Origin of the sequence: Arthrobacter sp. zg-Y895, assembly GCF_020731025.1 — a bacterium.
Taxonomy (GTDB): Bacteria; Actinomycetota; Actinomycetes; order Actinomycetales; family Micrococcaceae; genus Arthrobacter_B.
Genome location: NZ_JAJFZY010000004.1, coordinates 85136 through 101708 on the forward strand (window position 1 = coordinate 85136; position 16573 = coordinate 101708).

General features: G+C 66.5%; 22 protein-coding genes. 9 read left to right on the top strand and 13 right to left on the bottom strand.

Translation table 11 applies throughout. The annotated features are described in order from the left end of the window. Window positions 1-63: 63 nt before the first annotated feature. The 4 genes from LJ760_RS07080 (at window position 64) to LJ760_RS07095 (ending at window position 3749) form a co-directional block, all read left to right on the top strand. Window positions 64-879, top strand: a complete 816-nt coding sequence (locus LJ760_RS07080; RefSeq protein WP_227921138.1) for a ribose-phosphate pyrophosphokinase — start codon at window positions 64-66, stop codon at window positions 877-879. 10 nt (window positions 880-889) lie between these two features. Continuing rightward, window positions 890-2437, top strand: a complete 1548-nt coding sequence (locus LJ760_RS07085; protein WP_227921139.1) for a nicotinate phosphoribosyltransferase — start codon at window positions 890-892, stop codon at window positions 2435-2437. After that, the gene (locus tag LJ760_RS07090; RefSeq protein ID WP_227921140.1) at window positions 2434-3075 is read left to right on the top strand and encodes an NUDIX domain-containing protein; all 642 of its coding nucleotides are present in this window, start codon (window positions 2434-2436) and stop codon (window positions 3073-3075) included. The genes LJ760_RS07085 and LJ760_RS07090 overlap by 4 nt, the downstream gene beginning before the upstream one ends. Before the next feature lie 122 nt (window positions 3076-3197). After that, window positions 3198-3749, top strand: a complete 552-nt coding sequence (locus LJ760_RS07095) for a DivIVA domain-containing protein (RefSeq protein WP_227921141.1) — start codon at window positions 3198-3200, stop codon at window positions 3747-3749. Window positions 3750-3808: 59 nt separating this feature from the next. On the opposite strand, the gene arfB is transcribed toward LJ760_RS07095, so the two are convergent. The 6 genes from arfB to LJ760_RS07125 form a co-directional block, all read right to left on the bottom strand. Then, complete coding sequence (gene arfB, locus LJ760_RS07100; protein ID WP_227921142.1) at window positions 3809-4231, bottom strand: alternative ribosome rescue aminoacyl-tRNA hydrolase ArfB; 423 nt, start codon at window positions 4229-4231, stop codon at window positions 3809-3811. Window positions 4232-4264: 33 nt separating this feature from the next. Further along, a complete protein-coding gene (locus LJ760_RS07105) occupies window positions 4265-4630 on the bottom strand; it encodes a serine/threonine protein phosphatase (RefSeq protein ID WP_227921144.1) in 366 nt (121 codons plus the stop codon). 16 nt (window positions 4631-4646) lie between these two features. After that, entirely contained in the window at window positions 4647-5222 is a 576-nt protein-coding gene (locus LJ760_RS07110) for a DUF1697 domain-containing protein (RefSeq protein ID WP_227921152.1), read from the bottom strand. After that, on the bottom strand, window positions 5219-6001 hold the full coding sequence (locus LJ760_RS07115) for an alpha/beta fold hydrolase (RefSeq protein ID WP_227921153.1): 783 nt from the start codon (window positions 5999-6001) through the stop codon (window positions 5219-5221). Before LJ760_RS07115 ends, LJ760_RS07110 begins: the two co-directional genes overlap by 4 nt. 114 nt (window positions 6002-6115) lie before the next feature. Next, a complete protein-coding gene (locus LJ760_RS07120; protein WP_227921154.1) occupies window positions 6116-6949 on the bottom strand; it encodes an SDR family oxidoreductase in 834 nt (277 codons plus the stop codon). 147 nt (window positions 6950-7096) lie between these two features. Further along, window positions 7097-7525, bottom strand: coding sequence for a VOC family protein (locus tag LJ760_RS07125; protein ID WP_227921155.1), 429 nt, complete (start codon window positions 7523-7525; stop codon window positions 7097-7099). A 100-nt stretch (window positions 7526-7625) separates the two neighbouring features. Here LJ760_RS07125 and LJ760_RS07130 point away from each other — a divergent pair, with 100 nt between their 5' ends. Next, complete coding sequence (locus tag LJ760_RS07130) at window positions 7626-8612, top strand: helix-turn-helix transcriptional regulator (protein ID WP_227921157.1); 987 nt, start codon at window positions 7626-7628, stop codon at window positions 8610-8612. 57 nt (window positions 8613-8669) lie between these two features. Here the strand turns inward: LJ760_RS07130 and LJ760_RS07135 are convergent, their stop codons facing one another. Together LJ760_RS07135 and LJ760_RS07140 are read right to left on the bottom strand one after the other, a co-directional pair. Beyond that, window positions 8670-9125, bottom strand: a complete 456-nt coding sequence (locus LJ760_RS07135; protein WP_227921159.1) for a hypothetical protein — start codon at window positions 9123-9125, stop codon at window positions 8670-8672. Window positions 9126-9328: 203 nt separating this feature from the next. Then, window positions 9329-9895 (bottom strand): MOSC domain-containing protein, encoded by a 567-nt coding sequence (locus LJ760_RS07140; protein ID WP_227921161.1) that lies wholly within the window; start codon window positions 9893-9895, stop codon window positions 9329-9331. Between the two features lie 138 nt (window positions 9896-10033). On the opposite strand from LJ760_RS07140, the gene LJ760_RS07145 reads away from it, so the two are divergent. Beyond that, a complete protein-coding gene (locus tag LJ760_RS07145; protein ID WP_227921164.1) occupies window positions 10034-10720 on the top strand; it encodes a M15 family metallopeptidase in 687 nt (228 codons plus the stop codon). 10 nt (window positions 10721-10730) lie between these two features. Here LJ760_RS07145 and LJ760_RS07150 read toward each other — a convergent pair whose 3' ends face one another. From LJ760_RS07150 to LJ760_RS07165, 4 genes are all read right to left on the bottom strand, one after another. Next, window positions 10731-12038, bottom strand: a complete 1308-nt coding sequence (locus tag LJ760_RS07150; protein ID WP_227921166.1) for a Y-family DNA polymerase — start codon at window positions 12036-12038, stop codon at window positions 10731-10733. Then, the gene (locus LJ760_RS07155) at window positions 12031-12450 is read right to left on the bottom strand and encodes a LexA family protein (RefSeq protein ID WP_227921169.1); all 420 of its coding nucleotides are present in this window, start codon (window positions 12448-12450) and stop codon (window positions 12031-12033) included. Before LJ760_RS07155 ends, LJ760_RS07150 begins: the two co-directional genes overlap by 8 nt. Window positions 12451-12536: 86 nt before the next feature. Beyond that, window positions 12537-12728, bottom strand: coding sequence for a TM2 domain-containing protein (locus LJ760_RS17570; protein ID WP_227922735.1), 192 nt, complete (start codon window positions 12726-12728; stop codon window positions 12537-12539). Between the two features lie 525 nt (window positions 12729-13253). Continuing rightward, complete coding sequence (locus LJ760_RS07165; RefSeq protein WP_227921171.1) at window positions 13254-14261, bottom strand: NAD-dependent epimerase/dehydratase family protein; 1008 nt, start codon at window positions 14259-14261, stop codon at window positions 13254-13256. A gap of 114 nt (window positions 14262-14375) precedes the next feature. Here LJ760_RS07165 and LJ760_RS07170 point away from each other — a divergent pair, with 114 nt between their 5' ends. Both LJ760_RS07170 and LJ760_RS07175 read left to right on the top strand, forming a co-directional pair. After that, on the top strand, window positions 14376-15221 hold the full coding sequence (locus LJ760_RS07170; RefSeq protein WP_227921173.1) for an aldo/keto reductase: 846 nt from the start codon (window positions 14376-14378) through the stop codon (window positions 15219-15221). Between the two features lie 26 nt (window positions 15222-15247). Next, window positions 15248-15421, top strand: coding sequence for a hypothetical protein (locus tag LJ760_RS07175; protein WP_227921175.1), 174 nt, complete (start codon window positions 15248-15250; stop codon window positions 15419-15421). Between the two features lie 6 nt (window positions 15422-15427). On the opposite strand, the gene LJ760_RS07180 is transcribed toward LJ760_RS07175, so the two are convergent. Next, window positions 15428-15757, bottom strand: a complete 330-nt coding sequence (locus LJ760_RS07180; RefSeq protein WP_227921178.1) for a hypothetical protein — start codon at window positions 15755-15757, stop codon at window positions 15428-15430. Between the two features lie 91 nt (window positions 15758-15848). Here LJ760_RS07180 and LJ760_RS07185 point away from each other — a divergent pair, with 91 nt between their 5' ends. Continuing rightward, window positions 15849-16553, top strand: coding sequence for an SOS response-associated peptidase (locus LJ760_RS07185; protein ID WP_227921180.1), 705 nt, complete (start codon window positions 15849-15851; stop codon window positions 16551-16553). The last annotated feature ends 20 nt before the right edge of the window (window positions 16554-16573 follow it).

Below are 16573 nucleotides of genomic sequence, written 5' to 3' on the forward strand. Positions count from 1 at the left end.
GTAACAGTACGTTTATTGCACCAATAAACGTCCATTGACGAAAAAGCGGTGTAGGCTGGCAGCATGTTCACCGCATACGCCACAGTCCCGCAGGGATACACCGTCCACTCGGCAGCGACGCCGATGTCCTTCCCTGCCGGGGAGGCCCACCTCAAGGTCGCAGGCAGCCCGGAGGAAACCCCGCTGTACTTCTATCTGACCGGCGCCGACGCCAACGAGTACATAACCGCAGCCATGTGGATCGACTACGCCCACCAGGGCGGCCACAAGGTCCAGGCCCTCATTCCGTACCTGCCCGGAGCCCGCCAGGACCGCGGCAACCCCTTCGGTGCCAAGGTCTACGCCAACCTCATCAACGCCATGAACGCCGACGAAGTGGTCTGCTTCGACCCGCACTCGCCCGTCATGCCGGCCCTGGTCCGCAACCTGCGCGTCGTGGATTCCTCCGCCGTCATCGCCCAGGTCCTGCGGAACAAGGCGGGGGAGTATGCCGGCGTCATCTGCCCGGACGCCGGGGCGAAGGAACGCACCGCCCGAGCCGCCGCAGCCCTCGGACTTCCGCTCTACTCCGCCGAGAAGCACCGGGACTTTGCCACCGGCAAGCTGTCCGGGTTCACCTGCGAGGAACTGCCCGACGACGGACGCTTCCTGGTGGTCGACGACATCTGCGACGGCGGCGGAACCTTCATGGGCCTGGCAGCCGCCACGGGGCTCGGGCCGGACCGCCTGGACCTATGGGTCAGCCACGGAGTGTTCTCCGGCAAGGCAGCCCAGCTGCGGCAGGCCTACGGCTCCATCTACACCACGGATTCACACCCCGGCGCCGCCAACCCGGCAGTCGCCGCTTCCATCACGCCCCTGATCTCCCACCTCATCTAAGGAACCGGCCATGACCACGACAGCAGCACCGATCGCCCTGACCACCGCCAGCATCACCGCAGCCCTGTTCCAGACGGACGCGTACAAGCTCGGCCACATCCACATGTACCCCCGGGGCACCACAAAGGTTCTCTCCAACTTCACCAACCGCGGCTCCCGGATCGAGGGCGTGGACCACGTGGTGCACTTCGGCCTGCAGGCCTTCCTGCAGAAGTTCTGCATTGAAGCCTTCGCCCCGTTCTTCGCCGCCGATGAAGACGACGCCGTGGCCGAATACCAGGCCGGCCTCAACGACATCCTCGGCCCCAACACCGTAGGCACCGACCACATCCGGTCCCTGCACCGCCGCGGCTACCTGCCGCTGATCTTCCGTGCCGTGCCCGAGGGAACCCGGGTGCCCCTGCAGGTCCCCTCGGTCACCGTCGAATCCACCGAGCCGGAGTTCTTCTGGCTGGTCAACTACATCGAGACGGCGCTCAGCGCCTCCATCTGGCAGCCCTCCACCGCGGCGACCATTGCCGACAAGTACCGCGGCATCCTCGACACCGCCGCCGCGAAGACCGGCACGGACGCCGGCTATGTGGACTGGCAGCTCCACGACTTCTCCTTCCGGGGCATGCCCGGTGTCGAAGCTGCCGCCGCTTCCGGCGCCGGCCACCTGCTCTCCTTCAAGGGCTCGGACTCCCTCGGTTCGGCCGACTTCATCCGCCGCTACTACAACTCCTCCTTCGGCACGGACAACGGCCAGATCCTCGGCTCCATCCCCGCCAGCGAGCACGCCGTGATGTGCGCCGGCGGCCAGGACGGAGAAGCGGAAACCTTCCGCCACATCCTGGAGGTCAACCCCACCGGCAACATCTCCCTGGTCTCCGACGGGTACGACCTGTGGCACGTACTGCAGGGCATCCTGCCCGGGCTCAAGGACATCATCACCGCGCGGGACGGCAACGTCGTCATCCGTCCGGACTCCGGAGACCCGGCCGACATCGTCTGCGGCACCTCCACCCGCCCCGGCGCCGTCGTCCCCGACACGGCACCATCGATGGCAGAGGACCCGGCCTACTTCGGCGTCGTCGCCCTCCTGGAGGCCGAGTTCGGCTCCACCCGAAACGACGCCGGCTACAAGGTCCTGAACAACGTGCGCGTTATGTACGGCGACTCCATCACCCCCGAGCGTGCCGCGGACATCACTGCACGGCTGGAGAAAGCGGGCTACGCCTCGGAGAATGTCGTGCTCGGCGCCGGTTCGTTCACCTACCAGTACGTCACCCGGGACACGTTCTCCTCGGCCATCAAGGTCACCTACATCGAGGTCAACGGCCAGCCCCGCAACGTGTTCAAGGATCCGATCACTGCCAAGGGCTTCGGTTCCAAGCGTTCGGCCACCGGCCGCCTGGCCGTCACCCGGAACGACGACGGCGAACTGGTCCTCATCGAGAAGGCCACCCCCGAGCAGGAAGAGGCATCCCTGCTGCAGCCCGTCTGGGCCAACGGCGAGTTCCTCCGCCGCCAATCCTTCGCGGACGTCCGTGCAGTGCTCGGTAACATTGCCTCATGAGTTCCGAAAGGCTGCAGCCCCTCGTCTCGATCGATACCGTGCCCTTCATCGTGAGGGACGGGGGACTGTGCCTGGTCACCGCGGAGCGGGTCAACGAACCCTTCGCCGGCGCGCAGGCGCTCCCCGGCGTTCTCCTGCTTCCCTCCGAACGGCTGGCCGAGGCCGCACTGCGCGCGCTGACGGTCAAGACCGGAGTAGGGGAGGACCAAGTGCAGCACCTCGACACGGCGGGCGTCTACGACAACCCGGACCGGGATCCGCGCGGGCCGACCATCTCGATTGTCCACACCGTTGTCCTGCATCCGGACGCCCGGCTCAATGAAACCGCGGTGAAGGTCACCCCGGTGGAACGGGTATCCGGGCTGCCCTTTGACCACGACACCATCATCCGCCGCACCGCCGGCACCGTGCTGGACGCGCTCTGGGTGGACGCGGGACTGACCAAGGCGCTGCTGGGGAAGCACTTCACCACGGCCCACGCCGCACGGATGAGCCGGAGCCTGGCGGCCGCCGCCGGACGCACCGAACCGGACTCTTCCAACCTGGGCCGGATGCTGGCCCGCAACCCTGCATTGTCCAAATCCGGTGCAGTGGCAGAAGGCCGTGGGCGGCCGGCCGCAGGGTGGTCCTGGTTGTAGAACGTCCTGGTAAATTGCGTGAATCAAATGCCAGCGTTTAAAAGGGGGACGGTTACAGTTATTGCCGCTAGCACTACCCGTTCTGCGGCACAGCAAACCGACCCAACGAAAGCCGGATATCCATGTCTTTTGAGTATGTTTCAGCGGTAATGGCCCAAAGCGGCAGCGAAAGCGACGGCTCAGGGAGTAATTGGATTCTTGTAGGGATGATTGTTTTGGTCTGTTTGGTATGTTTCATACCCTCCAAATCCAAGGGGAAATCCGGGTCGCAGGGTGCCGGATCGCTGGGTACCGGGCAGCTCACTGCTGAAGAAGTTACAGCTATGCGTTTCCAGCCCACGAAATTCAAGGAGGGCTATGACCAGGACGAGGTCGATGACTTGCTTGAGCGGGTAGTCAGGGAGCTTCAGCGCCTCGATAAGGAAAACACTCAGGTGCAGCAGGCCGTTTCCCTGGGTCGGTCCGTTCCTCACACCTCGCCGATTATCACTGCTGACCAGGTAATGAATCAGAAGTTCTCACCGACAAAATTCCGTGAGGGATATTTGCAGGATCACGTTGACGATGCCCTTATGAGGGTTGTTATGGGTCTTCGGGACCGGGTTTCCGAAAATGAGCAGCTTCGACGCCGGGTAGGCCCGTCCCAGTACGGAACTTCGACGACGCCGAGCTAACCCGGATACAACCGGCCAGCGGGCAGCAGCCCTCAGATTGATGCCAATCCCTGGTGGAATTAGTCAGCCGGCGGCCGTTGCCGTTGCCGCTTCGTGGCACCCCGTTGTTTCTTGGCATCGAGGCGGCGGTAGTTTGAGCCCCGGGTAGGTTTGGTGGTGCGGCGCGGGGCAGGTCCGGGCGCCAGTCCGTTTGCCACGAGTGCGGCGAGCTTGGCCAGGGCTGTTTCCCGATTGCGGAGCTGGGAACGTTGCTCGGAGGCCGTCACGGTCAGCACTCCGGCCACGAGACTGCGTTTCAGCCGCTGCAGCAGCAGCAGGCGTTGCTGTTCCGACAGCACCGCAGAACCGGCTATGTTCCAGGAGAGTGCAACGCGGCTGTCCGAGGTGTTGACGTGCTGGCCCCCGGGGCCGGACGAACGGGAGAACCGCCAGTCGAGTTCAGCGGCGGGAATCGTGAGCGCGGGCGACACCACCAAATCCATCCCTCCAGCGTCGCACGAACGAATCCGGTAGGGCTAACGCGAGTGCAGCCGGTCGGTGGGCAGCAGCAACTCGATTGCAGCGGTCATATCGGCGGCCTTAGCAATCGCGCCCTCCGCTGTCGGAGCCACCACCACCCGGTCCCGGCGCACTTCCTGGATCAGCACCGGTATCTGCTGCCCGCCGTCCTCGAGCCACCACTCCTCGATAAACATCCGAAGGCCCAGCTCATCGAGCAGGGCTTCGGCCGCATCGAGGTCACCGGCCTCAGCGCGACGGCGGTGCAGCAGGTCATACGGGACAAACCCGCCGTCGTCGGTCATATGGATGTAGCCGACGTGCTCGCCGTCGAGGCTGCGCAGATGGTCGAAGGTGTTGTCGGACGGCAGGGGTTCGGACATGGCAGGACCCTAACACCTAAGCATCACCCGGCAGCCGCTCCCACAGTTTCCGGGTGGTGTTCCAGCTGCGGATGGTCATCGACTTGTACAGCGGCGAGGCCGCGATGGCACTCAGCCGGCTCTTGGTCAGCTCGGAGCTGAGCCGCTGCGAGTAGATGACGCCGTCGCCCGGCCAGATCTCGTCAATGCCTTCCCTAGGACGAAAAGCGTCCATGGCGGTGTCCGCATCGATGTCCATGAGGAAAATCGCGTCCGAGTGGTAGAGGTCCGGCCGCTCTCCAAAGTGCTGGGGCCGGTGTTCGACGACGGCCTGCAGCTGCGCCCGGCCCAGCACGAGGACCTTGATGAGTTCGTCGTCGAGGTCGAAGTTATCCGTGAGTGCGGCTTCGATCTGCCGGCCGACGGAGCCGGCGTCGTCACTCGATGCCAGGAAGACATTCCCGCTCGCAATGTAGGTGGACACCTGCTGGAACCCGAGGCCTTCAAGATGCCCCCGTAACTCCTTCATGGGGACCTTGTTCCGCCCGCCGACGTTGATGCCGCGCAGGAGAGCCAGGTAAGGGAGCGTGTCCGCGGCCGGGCTGTCGGTCATTGCACCGGGATACGGCGGCGGATTTCGCGCACGGTGCCGGTCGGATCGGGGGAGTGGTCGTGGGATTCGGGCACTGTTACCAGGACGGCCTGCGGCATCCGCCGCGCCAGCTTCTCGGTGGCGTCCATAATGACCGGGTAGGTGGTGGTACCGCGCAGGATGGTGACGGGTACCGAAACCTGGGCCATCGCCGCCGTCGGGGTGGACACGGCCTGCGACAGCAGCGCGTCGTAGACGGCGGACTGCGCCAGCGGAACCAGGGAATCGAACATGGGGCTGGCCTGGATCTGCTCAATAAACGCTTCGGGCAGGCCGATACCTTCCCGCTGAAAGGTGGTGACGGCGTCCGCCGGGTTACCTGAATCAACGAGGGCCTGAAGCCGCTGCGGAAGGTCGATCGAAGGTTCCCCCTCGCCGAAGAGGAACGGCGGCTCGGACAGGAACAGGTGGCTGATCGGTGCCCCTTCGGCCGCGGCAAGCAGGGCGAGCATGGCACCGGAGGAATGTCCGAGGACTGCCGCGTCACCGCCGACGGCGTTGAGGACCGCCGTGAGGTCCTCCACCTCCCGCCGAGGAGAGTAAGGGGAAGTATCCGTGCTTTTCCCGCGGGCTCGGCGGTCCACCGTCACCGCCTGGAAACCGGCGGCTTTGAGCGCGGCGGCCAACGGGGCGCCGGCGTCGGCGGTTGAAAACGCACCGCCGACAATGACCACCGGCGGGCCGTGGCCCGTCTGGTCGAAGGCGATCCGGGTGCCGTCTGCTGAGTCTGCGTACAACATGCCCAGATTCGATCACGCCGGCGAGGCCCCGGCAATCAGTGGCTGCGCATCCGCTGCTCCCGGCGGCCAAACTTCCCGTGCATCCGGCACCCCGCCGCCGCGCCGTCAGTGGGCCTAGCCGGCCACCTGGCTGCGCTGGCCGGTGTCGACGGCGGCCACCGCACCGCCGTCGACCAGCAGGTCCGCGCCGGTGATGAAGCTGGCGTCCTGGCTGAGCAGGAACGCCGTTGTGCTGGCGATGTCGAAGGCGGTGCCGAGGCGCTTGGTGCCGGAAGCTTCGATCATGGCGCGCATCTGCGAGCCGGATTCGCCGGAGAGTTCCTGCTGGCCCATCGGCGTGGAGATGACGCCGGGGCTGATGCTGTTCACGCGTGCCCCGCGGGCACCCCAGCGCAGGCTGGCGGTCTGGACGCGGACCTGGTTGGCGCGCTTGGCCACGCTGTAGGCGTGTCCGGGGTGGTCGATAGCGGCAACAAACGGAATCAGCAGCAGATCATCGGCAGGCTTGGTGGCCAGGCTCGCCAGCACGTCGGCGGGCATCTGGCCGCCGGCCATGTAGGCGGACATGCTGGAAATGACGACGCCGGCACCGCCCGGGGCGATGACCTTTTCGAATTCCTCCAGCACCACGGCCACACCGAACAGGTCCACCTTCCAGATGGCCTCCACCGGTGCCTGGACGGGGGAGAGCCCTGCGGTGTGGACGACGCCGGTCACCGCTCCCAGCTCGCGGGCCGTTGCGGCCAGGGCGGCCACGGATTCGCGGGAGGAAACATCGACCTTTTGGGAAACGACGTCGTAGCCCTCACCGAGCGCGGTGGCCACTGTGCTCTCCAGCAGCTCTTCATTGAAGTCCGCCACGAGGACCTTCCGTCCTGCGCCGGACCGGCGCATAACCGCCTGGCCCATGCCGCCCATGCCGATAACTACCAGTACTTCCGAGGCCATGATGCTCCCATGTCAGAGGTGACCGGCGGAGAAAACCGCCGGATGTATGCCTCTGAGACTAGCGGGTCTCGGTTTCCCCGGGCACGGCGCCGCGGCGGGCACGGACAGAGGAACGGTCCGTGCCCGCGGTGTACCGGCGCATGGAGGTTAACCGGCAGGGTCATAGGCGACGGCGACGTCCAGCACCCACGTGACGCCGAAGCGGTCCTGCACCATTCCGTATGCGGGGGAGAAGGCCGAGGGCGCCAGGTCCTGCAGCACGGTGGAGCCCTCGGCAAGCCGCCCCCAGAGATCCGCGATCTCCTCGGACGAGTCGCCGCGGACCGAGACGAAGGAGGATTTATCCCCCTGGTCGTAGGACACGCTGGCGGGAACGTCGTAGGCCATGATCGAGAAGCCGTTCCCGCCGATGACCTGCCCGAACTTGACCTGGCCGGCCTCCTCGGGGAGCTCGACGCTGTAGGCGTCCTCGTTGGTGACGACGATAAGCTGCCCGCCGAAAACCGAGTGGTAGAACTCGAGGGCGGCCCGGGCATCGCCGCGGAAGTTCAGGTGGGGCGTGGTGGTGACAGACATGGGTTGCTCCTTCTGGAATGGCCCGGGTGTTTCCCGGTAACACCCACTCTTCTCTTAGTAGAGGTCAGTTTCTGGCCGCTATTTCGTTTATCTTTCTCGTATGCCCACCACGACGTCGCGTCTCCTGCTGCTCCTCTCACTTCTGCAGACCCCGCGGGACTGGCCGGGGCAGGTGCTCGCGGACCGGCTGGAGATCAGCCCCCGGACAGTGCGCCGCGACGTCGACCGCCTACGGGAAATGGGTTACCGCATCTCCGCGCTGAAGGGGCCGGACGGTGGCTACCGCCTCGACGCCGGTGCCGAGCTGCCGCCGCTGCTTTTTGACGACGACCAGGTGCTGGCCCTCGCCGTCGCACTGCACTCCGCGCCCCTGACCGGAGCAGGCATCGAGGAGGCCGCCGCCCGCGCGCTGGCCACCGTCCGGCAGGTGATGCCCTCCCGGCTGCGCCACCGTTTGGACGGACTGCAGTTCACCGCGCTGCCGGGCCGTGCGGCCGAATCTGTCCAGCCGGACGTGCTGCTGGCCCTCTCCACAGCCGTCGGCACACGTCAGGTGCTGCGCTTTGACTATGCAGGTGCCCAGTCGGGAGACGGCGACGTCGGATTCTCGCCGCCGCGCCGCGCGGAACCGCACCATCTGGTGGCATCGCGCGGACGCTGGTATCTGGTGGCGTGGGATTTGGACCGAAACGACTGGCGGATCTTCCGGGCCGACCGGATCACTCCGCGGCTGCCCGCCGGTCCCCGGTTCCGGGAGCGGGAACTGCCCGGCGGCAACGTGCATGATTTCCTTTCCGCACGGTTCCGGGGAACGGAACCGGGGAAGAGTCCCGCTGAAGACTGGCCCTGCCGCGGCGCCGTGGTCCTGCATCTGCCGGCGGCCGACGTCGTCCCGTTCGCCGGTGACGGCACGGTCGAAGCGGTTGGATCCGACCGGTGCCGGTTGGAAGCGGGCTCCTGGTCCTGGGCAGCGCTTGCGGCGGCCTTCGGCAGGTTCGACGCCGAGCTGGAGGTGGTTGGTCCGCCTGAGCTGGCGTCCGCCTTCGGAACGCTGGCGGCCCGTTTCGCCGCGGCTGCACCGCGGTAAGTCTCCGCCGGTCAGGAGCTCTCCCAAGCCGATTAATGAATGTGCTCTCTGTGGCAGTCAGTTCGTAGAAAAGTAGAACACCGCCCCGGCTGCGACGATGAAGAGCATGCCGACCGTTGATGATCCGGCCGTAAGCAGGCGGGACGGTTTCCTGCCCCTTCGGGTGAGCAAATGAATAATAGCCAGGATGCCGAAACCGAAACCGATCAGTGCAAGCACAATGACCGCCGGATTCAACGGCGGACCCTCGGGAGCCTGGTCGTTTCCTATGACGCCGATGACGGACAGAATGACCATCACCGCGCCCAAGGCCATTCCCCCGAACAAGGGAATGATCAGGTTTGCTTTGGCTGTATCGCGGTTCCCGGTGAAAGTTCCGGCGGCCCGCCTGCCGTAAGACGACTCCAACACGGAGTTCGTGGTCCTGGCGAGCCAGTCACGCCGGGAATACCCGAGGAAACACCCGGCAATAATGAGTGAGCCAATAATGACTCCCGGCCAGAAAACGGACATAAAGAACCCCCGATGAATGAGACTGGGCCCGGATACCGGGCTGCCGGAATGCTAAGTCATCGGGCCTGTGCTGTCACTGGGTGATTACCTGTTTCTTCGCCCGGGGGCCGTCCTACTCCGTCCGGGCGTTGACCTCTCCCTTGTGGCTGGGATGGGAGAAAGCGGAACAGCCCATGGGGAGAACTACCCATGGACCGCGTGGCTTACGGGAGCCGGCCGGGCCTCAGCAGCGAGGGGACGGCAGCGAGGGCCGGGTCCAACGGTACGGGGCTGATAAGCAGGGCCGGTCCGCGGTGAAGCGTCCCGCTGCTCAGCGGCCGGCAGCGCAGTCCGCCCCGGCCCCGCATCGCCTTGTGCGCGCCGGGAGCCAGAACTTTATCCATCCAAGCGCACGGGTGGGCCTGCCGGCCGCCGTGGAATTCCACCCGGCCGTCGGCAGATTCGAGAACAAAGTCCTGGCCCAGCAGCGGCGACAGTTCAGCGCCGCGGAGCACCACGTTCCGGCGCGCCAGCAGCGGGTCGAAAGGATCGGCACCAAGCTCCGCGGCGATGGCCTCCAACGACTCCACAGCGAACAGGGTCACGGCCGCATCCATGTGGGCGGCCTTGCCGAAGAACCGGTCCCCGACAATCCCCTTGCCGGCTACTACCTGAGCTTCGTCCGCATCGGTGGTGACGACGTCGGCCGGCCCGTCCTTGGCGCGCCCGAAGTAGGCGTGCGCCGGTGATACCAGCAGGTGCAGGATCTCGACGTCGTACGTATAGCTCATGCCTCCACGCTAACCGCTCCTCCAAGGACGTCCGTTGCCGGCACGGGCGTGCCGGTGCCGCCCGCGTTGCCCCGCACGTGCGAGGATGGCGCGAAATGACGAGGGCACCATGCCGGACGAGGGATGGGTAGGGGAACAATGCGGTACCTGTACCTGCGGACATGCGCGTCCATGGCCGCCCTGCTGTGTTTGTGCCTGGTCGTCTCCCTTGCCGTGTTTCTGCGCCTTCCCAATGAGCCGGCCGACGCGGCGGCTGCCCCCGGGGCCCAGGCGCCGGACAGCGTCACGCTCGTGGTCAACAAGCACCGTCCCCTCGCGGCGGGCTATGTGCCGCCGGACCTGGTCGACGCGGGCGGGCTGCTGCTGCGGGCCGAAGCGGCTGCGGCCTATACCGGCATGGTTAGTGCTGCCGCGGCGGAGGGCATCCCCATTTCTCCCGTCAGCGGCTACCGGTCGAGCGAAGAGCAGTCCCGGCTGCACACCTCCAACACCGAGAGGTACGGGCAGGAGGGAGCAGATTCGCTCTCTGCCCGGCCCGGCTACAGCGAGCATGAAACCGGGCTGGCCGTGGACATCGGCAATCCGGATGGCCTGTGTGCGCTGGAAACCTGTTTCGAAGGAACGGCGGCCGGCGCCTGGACTGCGGCGAATGCCCACCGGTACGGCTTCCTCATCCGCTATCCGGCGGGGGCGGAACACATCACCGGGTATGCCTACGAGCCCTGGCACCTGCGGTACGTGGGGCCGGAAGTCGCCGGCGGAGTCCACGACGCCGGACTGACGCTGGAGGAGTTTCTCGGTCTTCCGGCCGCCCCGGACTACTGATCGGGTGTGGCTAAACCGCCTTCACTACCGGCAGTTCGCTCCACTCGGTGGTGTACCGGGGTGAGGAATACTTACGCGACATGGTCCACTCCGGCGTCGCCGTCGACATCCCCGCCAAACCGAGGCCGATGCTCGCCGCCCCGTATTTGTCCGTGACTTTCCCCAGCAGTTCGCCCAGGTTCCGCCGTTCCTGTGCGGAGACGAACTCCTCGAACAGGGGCTGCGCGCCGGCCGATTCCAGCCCGCTGAGCATCACCCCGGCCTTGGTGTAGGGCACCCCCTCGACCACCTGGGACTCGAGGGCACCGACGGCGGCCCGGCTGAGGACCACGGGATCTGACGTCGGGCTGGGCAGACGCACCGTGGCAGAGGGGAACGACGCCGCCCGCTCGCTGAAGTGCGACGTGCCGGCATAAGCGGTGAGGATGCTGGCCTGCTGTCCTTCGCGCTCCAGCCGGGCGGCCGCCTGCTGGGCGTAGATACTCATGACCTGGCGCATTTCGGCACCGGTAGTGACCGGGGTCGAGAAGCTTCGGGAGAAGATCAGCTGCTTGCGGTCCGCCCGCTCGTCCTCCTGCGGAATGCAGGCGGTGCCGTTGAGCTCCAGCACGGTGCGCTGCAGGATGACCGAGAATTTCCGGCGGATCAGTGCAGGGTCGGCGGCGCGCAGGTCCGCGACGGTGGAGATCCCCATGGCATCCAGCTTCGCGCCCAGCCGGGACCCCACGCCCCAGAGTCCGGTGACCGGCACCCGGGACATGATGGCTTCCACAGCTGCCGGGTCCATGGTCTCGAGGTTGCAGACACCCTGCAGGTGCCGGTTCTGCTTGGCGATCCGATTGGCGAACTTGGCCAGGGTCTTGGTGGTACCGATGCCCACGCAGACAGGCAGGCCGGTGTGGCGGGCGACGGCGGTGCGGATGGTTGCGCCCTGTGCCTCCAGATCGCGCGGTGTGCCGGCGAGTCCGAGGAAGGACTCATCGATCGAGTACACCTCCTGCCACAGCGCGTAGCGCCCCAGCAGTTCCATCACGCGGGAACTGAGGTCTCCGTAGAGCTCATAGTTGCTCGAACGCTGGATCAGGCCCACGCGCGGCGCGGATTCGGCGAGCTTGAACCACGGCGTGCCGGTCTTGATGCCCAGCGCCTTCGCCTCGTCCGAGCGCGCCACCACGCAGCCGTCGTTATTGGACAGCACCACCACCGGCACCCCGGCCAGTTTCGGGTCGAAGGCGCGCTCGCAGGAAACGTAGAAGCTGTTGACGTCCACCAGGGCGATCCGCTGGGCGGCGTTCGGCGACACGGACTGCTCAGACATGGTGCAGGCAGCGGGTCACAACACCCCAGACGGACAGTTCCGACGGCTCCGCCACGAGGATGTCCGGATACCCGGGGCTTTCGGCCCGCAGCACGATCCGCTGCCCGCCCAGCAGCAGCCGCCGGACCGTGAGCTCTCCGTCCACCACGGCGACGACGACGGCGCCGTCGCGCGGTGTGAGTGAACGGTCCACAATCAGTTCATCCCCGTTGCAGATACCGGTGCCCGCCATGGAATCGCCCTCCACCCGCACCACGTAGGTGGAGGTGGGGTCCCGGATCAGGTGCCGGTTGAGGTCGATCCGTCCGTCGAAGTAGTCCCGGGCCGGACTGGGAAAGCCCGCTGCGGTGGCTGCGTCGGACTCCGTCGGCGGTGCGGGGCGGCGCGACCGGTCCGCTGAGAACACCGCCATGCCGAGGCCTCCTGGGGATATTTCTAGAACGGGGAGATTTCTAGAACATACTTTCGAACCCTAGCCTAGCACCGGACTGCTGTTCGTTACTTGAGCGGGATCCCGTGCGCGTCGGTGCGGAAGGCCTTGGCGTTGCAGAGAATCATCAGGCCTTCGACGAAGCCCCAGACGGCTCCCATGCCCGTGAAACAGGTCAGGACAAGCTGCGCGATGCCCACGCTGTTGTTGCCCAGGTAGAAGCGGTGGACGCCGAAGCCGCCGAGGAAAATTCCGAGCAGCCCGGCGGCGACGCGGGATTTCTGCGGCCGGTAACCCGTACCCTGCGGTGCATGGCCGAACTGGGCATGGCCGTAGCCCTGGGCCTGCTGGTGGCCGGCGGCAGGGTAACCCTGGACGGGATACCCCTGGGCCTGGTTCGGTAGCCCTGGCCGGGATACCCCTGGCCGGGCTGGTTCGGGTAGCCGGGTGAGGGATAGTGAGGTGCCTGCTGCTGCGGCTGCTGAGCCTGGGCCGCCGGCGGCGGGGTCGGTTCAGGTTTCTTGGGGGAGGCGTATTGCTCGTCCCACTCGTCGGACCACCGGTTTCCGTGGTTGTTTCCCTGACCGGGACCGTTACCTGACATGGTTTCCTCCAACGTTTTTTCGAAGCCATCCCGGACCGGGTGTCGAGACTGCGCTTCAACTCCGGCGGCGAGCGCCGCAACCATCCGGATATACCTGCTGCCTGCACTCTAACAGCCGCCGGAAAACGGACGCTCCGGACCCGCCACCCGGAGGGAACCGGGCCCCCGGAGGGAACTGCCCCTAGGCGCCCGCCCGTGCCCAGCCCGCGAGGCGGTCGCTGACTTCCATCCATCCGGCGTCCAGAACCTGTTCCCGGGGATGGGCATCATGCCACTGGATGATTTCGCGGGCACCCTCGGAAAACGGAATCACTGCACGGTAATCCGGCACCAGGGATTTGATCTTGCTGTTGTCGAAGATGACCGAATGGCTCTTGTCACCCAGCAGGCCCGGGCCCCGCCCCGGATCCAGCGCTGCAATGGTCTCAGAGGCCACGTGTACCAAGAGCGGGTCGGGGACACCGGCGGCCGCCGCCAGGGAACGGTAGACGGCATCCCAGGGCAGGAACTCATCGGACGTGATGGTGTAGCTTTCACCGACGGCGGCGGGCCGGCCCAGAAGGCCCACAAAGGCCTTCGCGAAATCCCGGCTGTGCGTCAGCGTCCACAAGGACGTGCCGTCACCGTGCACCACCACCGGCAGCCCGGAGCGCATCCGGTGGATGTCCGTCCAGTGCCCGGACAGCGGGACCATCGTGGCGTCATAGGTATGCGACGGGCGCACCACCGTCCCCGGGAAGCCCTCGCTCCGGTAGGCCTGCACCAGGATGTCCTCCCCGGCGATCTTGTCCCGGGAATACTGCCAGAACGGGTTGCGCAGCGGCGTCGACTCCCGCACCGGCAGCCGCGCGGGCGGCTTCTGGTACGCCGAGGCCGAGCTGATGAACACATACTGCCCGGTCCGGCCGCGGTACAGCTCCACCGCCGCTGCCACATGTTCGGCGGTGAAGGACAGGAAGTCCGCCACGGCGTCGAACGTCCGGCTGCCCAGGGCGTCCCGCACGGCACCTGTATCCCGGACATCCGCGGCCAGGACTTCGACGCCGGCCGGCACCGGACGCAGCGCAGACACACCCCGGTTCAATACGGTCACCCGATGTCCGAGACTGGAAGCGTGCGCGACGGCAGCGGCACTGATCACGCCGGTGCCGCCGATGAAAAGCAGATCAAGAGCCGCTGGATGCGTCATTGCGGGTTTCCTTACGGGTTTCCTTGACTGGGGGCAGGAGCCGGGCTTAGGTGGAGGTGCTTAGGCTCCGAACTGCACCAAGCCTAGATGAACGCACGGCAGGAAGGCACCGCCATGACAGAGAGTCCCCGCACCGTTGTCCCGGAACTGACGCTCGGCAACTCCGTACGGATTCCGCAATTGGGGTTCGGCGTCTTCCAGGTTCCGGCGGACCGGACGCAGGAAGTGGTGGAGGACGCCCTGGCTGCCGGATACCGGCATATCGACACTGCTGCCGCGTACGGCAACGAGGCCGGAGTGGGAGCGGCCATCGCAGCGTCCGGCATTCCGCGGTCCGAGATCTTCGTGACCACCAAGCTGCGCAACGGAGACCAGGGGAGGGCGAGGGCAGCGTTCCTGGACAGCCGGCGAGCGCTGAACCTCGACGTCGTCGACCTCTACCTGATCCACTGGCCGGTGCCCTCGCAGGGGACGTTCGTGCAGGCCTGGAAGGAACTCGAGGCCCTGTACCGGGACGGCTATATGCGCGCCATCGGGGTCTCCAACTTCCTCGCGGACCACCTGGATGCCCTGTATGAGCAGAGCCAGGTCCTGCCGGCCGTGAACCAGATAGAGCTGCATCCCGGGTATCAGCAGGCGGTGCTCGCGGCCGACACCGTTTCCCGCGGCATCGCCGTCGAGGCCTACAGTCCGCTGGGGCAGGGCCGGGAACTGGCCGGGGCGGAGGTGGCCGCGCTCGCAGAGAAGTACGCAGCCACGGCAGCTCAGGTGGTGCTGGCCTGGCATCTGGGTTCGGGAAGGATCGTCATTCCCAAATCGTCCGACTCGGCTCGGATGCGGGAAAACCTGGCCGCTGTCGGGCTCGAACTGACGCAGGAGGAGCTGGACCTCCTGGACACGTTGGAGGGCGGACGCCGGATCGGTGCCGATCCGGCGACGGCGGACTTCAGTCAGCTCTGACCGGCCGGACAACCCAGGGAGGATGGATGCGGCCGTCGCGGGAAGCACCGGATCTCCTCCACGCCATCGCCAACGAGCTGCAGGACGACGGTCCGCTGACCGGCGGCACCATGTTCCGCAGCCCGGGCCTGCGCACCGGACCCAAGATCGTGGCACTCACCCGCGAGGCGCTGGAATATGTCCGCAGCCTTCCGGGGTAGCTGACTTCACCCGGCATCCCGGGCAGTGCGGTCGCCCAGGGTTTCCTTGCGCGAGTTGTTGGTCCGGCGGGTGACGGCCGAGGCCCAGACCCAGGTGGCCCGGCGCCGCCCGGCGTCCTCCCAGAGCACCTGCACCGCCCGGGAGGACCAGCTGCAGGCTTCGCCCTTCACCCGCTCGGCAGCGCCGGGGAACCGGATCCAGGCCCAGACGGGCACGCCGGGCACGGACGTGGTGACCGGATTGTGCTCGAAGTCCAGCTCTTCCGGGGTAAGGCTGATCGGCTCGGCCCGCCGCGCATAGCGGGCCGCCAGCCGCTCGGCGGCGTCCTGGTTCATACAAATAGAATATATGTTCGAATGCGGGTAGCCGGTCCGGGTCCCTGCCCTGCTCCTGCCGGCGGCCGGTCCATGGTGCACAATAGGTGCCATGTGCGGACGGTACGTAATGGCAAGGGCGACGTCGGATCTGGTCTCAGCGTTCGCCGTCGAGCAAACGGTGGGACCGGATGTGCTGCCGTCCTGGAACGTCGCTCCCACGGACGACGTCCGGATCGTCACCGAGCGGTTCTCCAACGAAGCACCGGTGCGGCGGCTGGCGACGGCGAAATGGGGGCTGGTGCCGGTCTGGGCCAAGGACCCCAAAATCGGCTCCCGGATGATCAACGCCCGGCGGGAAACCATCCTGGAGAAACCGGCGTTCCGCAAGGCGGCCGTAAAGCGCCGTGCCCTGGTGCCGGCGGACGGCTACTACGAGTGGGAAAAGTCCGCGGACGGCAAAATCCCCACCTACCTCTACTCCGGGAAACAGGACCCGCTGGCGTTCGCCGGCCTGTACGAGTTCTGGCCGGACCCGGCGCTGCCGGAGGACCACGAACACAAATGGCTGCTGAGCGTCACCATCATCACCACGAAAGCCACCGACGCCCTGGGCCACATCCACGACCGCACCCCGCTGATCATCCCGCCGGACCTCTACACGGACTGGCTGGACCCGAAGCTGACCGACGGAGCGGACGTCGCCCAACTGCTGGACGCCGTGCCCGAGCCCACGCTCACCCCGCGGGTGGTGTCCCGCGAGGTCAACTCGGTTCGCAACAACGGGCCGGAACTGATCGAGCCTGCGAGCGCCTGACCCCTGGTGAACCCCGGTGG